A 3,690-nucleotide genomic window follows, 5' to 3' on the forward strand; every position below is an offset into this window, starting at 1 on the left:
GGCGGGCCGGACTGCGCAGAAAGCCGAAACGCCGGGGCACATCCGCACGCGCGACGTCGCAGGGCTCGGCGATGACGCCCGCCTCGATGGCCTCCGCGGCGTCCACCATGTCCTGCGGATGCACCGTGCCCACACCGGCAGGCAATTGCAGATACAGGCAGCCGTCCTCATCCAGCAGCACGGCCCGCAGCGCCGACGATCTTTGCGGCAGGCCGGTATGGGTGTGGATATGCAAGACACGGCTTTCCGGATCGAATCGCAGGCGCCAGATCCACGGGGTGTTCTCCAGTTCGACGAACACGCGCTGCGGGCCGTTCTGGAAGAACCAGCAGCCGTCGTCATCCTCCAGGTAATTCCGGCCGATGAATTCGATCAGCTTTTCGTGCTCGATCCGGTTTCCCCTGGATTCGGGAAATGCTCCCAGCGCCTGCGCCGCGGTGTCGCGCAGATACCAGCGGCCGCGCGCGTCCAGCCCCAGCCAGCCGGAGCAGGCGGGTACATCGGGCCACTTCAGCATGGCCTGTTTGACGATTTCATCCATTCAGCGATTGTCCTCCAGCCAATCGGCCACGATATCCGGCATCAGGCGCACATGGCCCGGGAAACCGCCCTGCGCGAATCCGACATGCCCACCCTGCCCGGGTTGCCAGAGCGTCACGCGGAGACTCACCTCATGCCGCCGCGCGAGGCTGGCGGCGGGAATGAACGGATCGTTGCGCGCATTCACCACCAGCATGGGCACGCGCACACCCGGCAGCACCGGCTTGGCCGAGGCCCGCTGCCAGTAGTCGTCCGCATCCCGAAAGCCATGCAGCGGCGCGGTGAACACGTCGTCGAAGGTGTGCAGGTCGCGTGCCGCCCGCAACCGGTCGCGCTCGAAAAGTCCCGGGAACTGCGCCAGCTTGGCCAGCCCCTTGGGAATCATCGTACGCAGGAACATGCGGGCATAGACCAGCCGGTTGAACCCATGATCGATCGCCCGGCCTCCCGCCGCGAGATCCAGCGGCGCGCAGATGGCGGCCGCCGCGTTCACGCGCGACGCCGCTCGCTCCTCCATCACGCCGGCCCAGCGCGCCAGCGCGTTGCCGCCAAGCGAGACGCCCACGGCGTAGAGCGGCGCCGCGCCGCCCGGGCGAAGCGCGCAAAAGCGCTCGAGCAGCCAGTCGATCTCCTCGAAATCGCCCGAGTGATAGGCGCGTGGCGCTAGGTTGATCTCGCCGCTGCAGCCTCGGAAATGCGGCACCGCGAAGCGCCAGCCCCGCTCAAGGGCGACCTCCGCGAACGCCTGCGCATAGTGGCTCTCCGATGAGCCCTCCAGCCCATGGAACAGCACCAGCAGCGGAGCGCGGTCCCGCGCTGCTGATGGCGATGATGCCAGCAGAAAATCGACGTCGATGAAATCCCCATCGGGCGCGGTCCAGCGCTCGCGCCTGAACCGGGGCCGCGCCGCAAGCGTGCGCCGGGCCACCAGCGCCGGCCAGATGGTCTGCGCATTGCCGCCCGGCAGCCAGCATGGCGCACGGTACTGCATGGTGCGGCATTCCCCGGTGGTCTGTTGTCCCATGGCAGCAGCCCGCCTTGCACCACCGCTCAATGCAGCACGTGGACAGGCGCCGCATGGGTGCCGCCATCGCCAGGCTTGCCCGTGCTCGCATGGTGCGCGACGATGCGCCAGCCCTGAGGCGTTTTCTGATAGACATTGGTGGCGAACACCAACGCCTCGTGCGGGCCGTCGGGCAGGCGGACCAGCACATGTTCGACCACGCTGTGCACAGCGCTCGTCAGCGCCTGCATGCGCACGATGTCGGAGACCCGCACATCGAGGCCGCCGCGCTCGAGCATCGCCGTGAACACCTCGCGGATGGCTCCCACGCCCACCACCCGCGCGGCGCTGCCGGGATGAATGCAGAACACGTCGTCATCATCGGACCAACAGGCCATCAGACGCTCCACGTCGGCGCTCTGCAAGGCTTCATAGAAGGCTGTTTCCACCTCTTCGGGGCTGCCCGCCAGCAACGCGGCGCGCGTGGATGATCGTTTCATGGTGTCGCGGATTGACAAGGTTAAATTCTGTGATCGGCCCGCATCCGAAGCCTGTAGGCCTACAACGCGAGAACCATAATTTATGCACAATGCGTGTCACGGCCCTGCCGGGCAACCAGCCGGCGAGCCATTCCTTCCTCCTTTCTACCTCATACGCCCATGACCATCAAACGTCTTCTCGGATTCATCGCTGCCATGGCCGCCGCCCTTGCCCTGACGGGATGCGGCTACAACCAGTTCCAGCAACTGGACGAGCAGACCAAGTCGGCCTGGAGCGAGGTGCTCAACCAATACCAGCGCCGCGCGGACCTGGTGCCCAACATCGTTGCGTCGGTGAAGGGCGAGGCCAACTTCGAGCAGGAAACGCTCACCAAGGTGATCGAGGCACGCGCCAAGGCCACGTCGATCCAGGCCACGCCCGAACTGGTCAACAACCCCGAAGCATTCAACAAGTTCCAGCAGGCGCAGGGCGAACTTTCGAGCGCACTGTCGCGCCTGATGGTGGTCTCCGAGCGCTATCCGGAACTCAAGGCCAACCAGGCATTCCGCGATCTGCGCGTGACGCTCGAAGGCACGGAAAACCGTATCACCGTGGCCCGCAACCGCTACATCGAATCGGTCCAGGCCTACAACGTGCTGGCCCGCAGCTTCCCCTCCAACCTGACGGCCATGGTCATGGGCTACAAGCCCAAGGCCAACTTCACCGTGCAGAACGAGGCGGAAATCAGCCGCCCGCCAACGGTGGATTTCTCCAACACGCCAGCGGCAAGCAAGCCCTGAGCCCGCATCGCTGCGCACCACCCTTATCGAGCAAGCCATCTTGATTTCGCCCTTCTTCGCGCGCGCGCTGCAGGCCATGCTTGCGGCCTTTCTGATCTGCTGCAGCCTGGGCGGCGCATGGGCCCAGCAGTTGCTGCCCGTGCCCGTGCCCGCGCTCACCGGGCATGTGATCGACCAGACCGGCACGCTGGACGATGCGGCCAGGCAGGCGCTCGAGGCACAGCTCGACGCCATCGAGAAGCAGCACGGCTCGCAGGTCGTGATCCTGATGGTGCCCACCACGGCCCCCGAGGACATCGCCTCCTATGCCAACCGCGTCGGCAACACCTGGAAGATCGGCCGCAAGGACGTGGGCGACGGCCTGATCATCCTGGTCGCCAAGGACGACCGGCGCATGCGCATCGAAGTGGCCAAGACACTCGAAGGCGCCGTGCCCGACCTTGCCGCCGCGCGCATCATCGACGGTGCCATGGCGCCGAAATTCCGGCAGAACGATTACGCGGGCGGCCTGCAGGCAGCGGTCGAGCAGGTGGGCTCACGCATCGCGGGAGAGGCGCTGCCGCTGCCCGAGGCGCCCGGCTCCCGAGGCCGCAATGCCCGCTCGAATGGCGGATTCGACTGGTCCGACCTGGCGATCTTCCTGTTCTTCGCGGTGATGGTCGCCGGTCCGATCGTGCGCGGCATCTTCGGGCGGCCCCTGGGCGGCCTGGTCATGGGCGGCGGCACCGGCTTCCTCGCATTCGCCATCACGGCGAGCCTGGGCCTTGCGGCCGGAGCGGGCGTGCTCGCGCTGCTCTATACGTGGCTGTTCAGCGGCCGAGGCGGCCCCATCTCCCGAAGCGGCGGCATTTTTCCCGGCGGCTTTGG

Annotated in this window: 5 protein-coding genes; 2 read left to right on the top strand and 3 right to left on the bottom strand. The window is 66.6% G+C overall.

Going from position 1 to position 3,690, the window contains the following annotated elements:
* The 3 genes from ABWP92_RS16865 to ABWP92_RS16875 form a co-directional block, all read right to left on the bottom strand.
* The coding region (locus ABWP92_RS16865) for a DUF2946 family protein (RefSeq protein WP_353236561.1) at nucleotides 1-541 on the bottom strand (541 nt) is incomplete at its 3' end.
* Nucleotides 542-1,531 (bottom strand): YheT family hydrolase, encoded by a 990-nt coding sequence (locus ABWP92_RS16870; protein WP_353236563.1) that lies wholly within the window; start codon nucleotides 1,529-1,531, stop codon nucleotides 542-544.
* 59 nt (nucleotides 1,532-1,590) lie between these two features.
* Complete coding sequence (locus ABWP92_RS16875; RefSeq protein WP_353236562.1) at nucleotides 1,591-2,043, bottom strand: YybH family protein; 453 nt, start codon at nucleotides 2,041-2,043, stop codon at nucleotides 1,591-1,593.
* A gap of 165 nt (nucleotides 2,044-2,208) precedes the next feature.
* On the opposite strand from ABWP92_RS16875, the gene ABWP92_RS16880 reads away from it, so the two are divergent.
* Together ABWP92_RS16880 and ABWP92_RS16885 are read left to right on the top strand one after the other, a co-directional pair.
* Nucleotides 2,209-2,823, top strand: a complete 615-nt coding sequence (locus ABWP92_RS16880; protein WP_353236564.1) for a LemA family protein — start codon at nucleotides 2,209-2,211, stop codon at nucleotides 2,821-2,823.
* A gap of 76 nt (nucleotides 2,824-2,899) precedes the next feature.
* A partial coding sequence (locus ABWP92_RS16885; RefSeq protein WP_353236565.1) for a TPM domain-containing protein occupies nucleotides 2,900-3,690 on the top strand: 791 nt, incomplete at its 3' end.

It is taken from the genome of Diaphorobacter ruginosibacter (assembly GCF_040396215.1).
GTDB lineage: Bacteria > Pseudomonadota > Gammaproteobacteria > Burkholderiales > Burkholderiaceae_C > Diaphorobacter_A > Diaphorobacter_A ruginosibacter_A.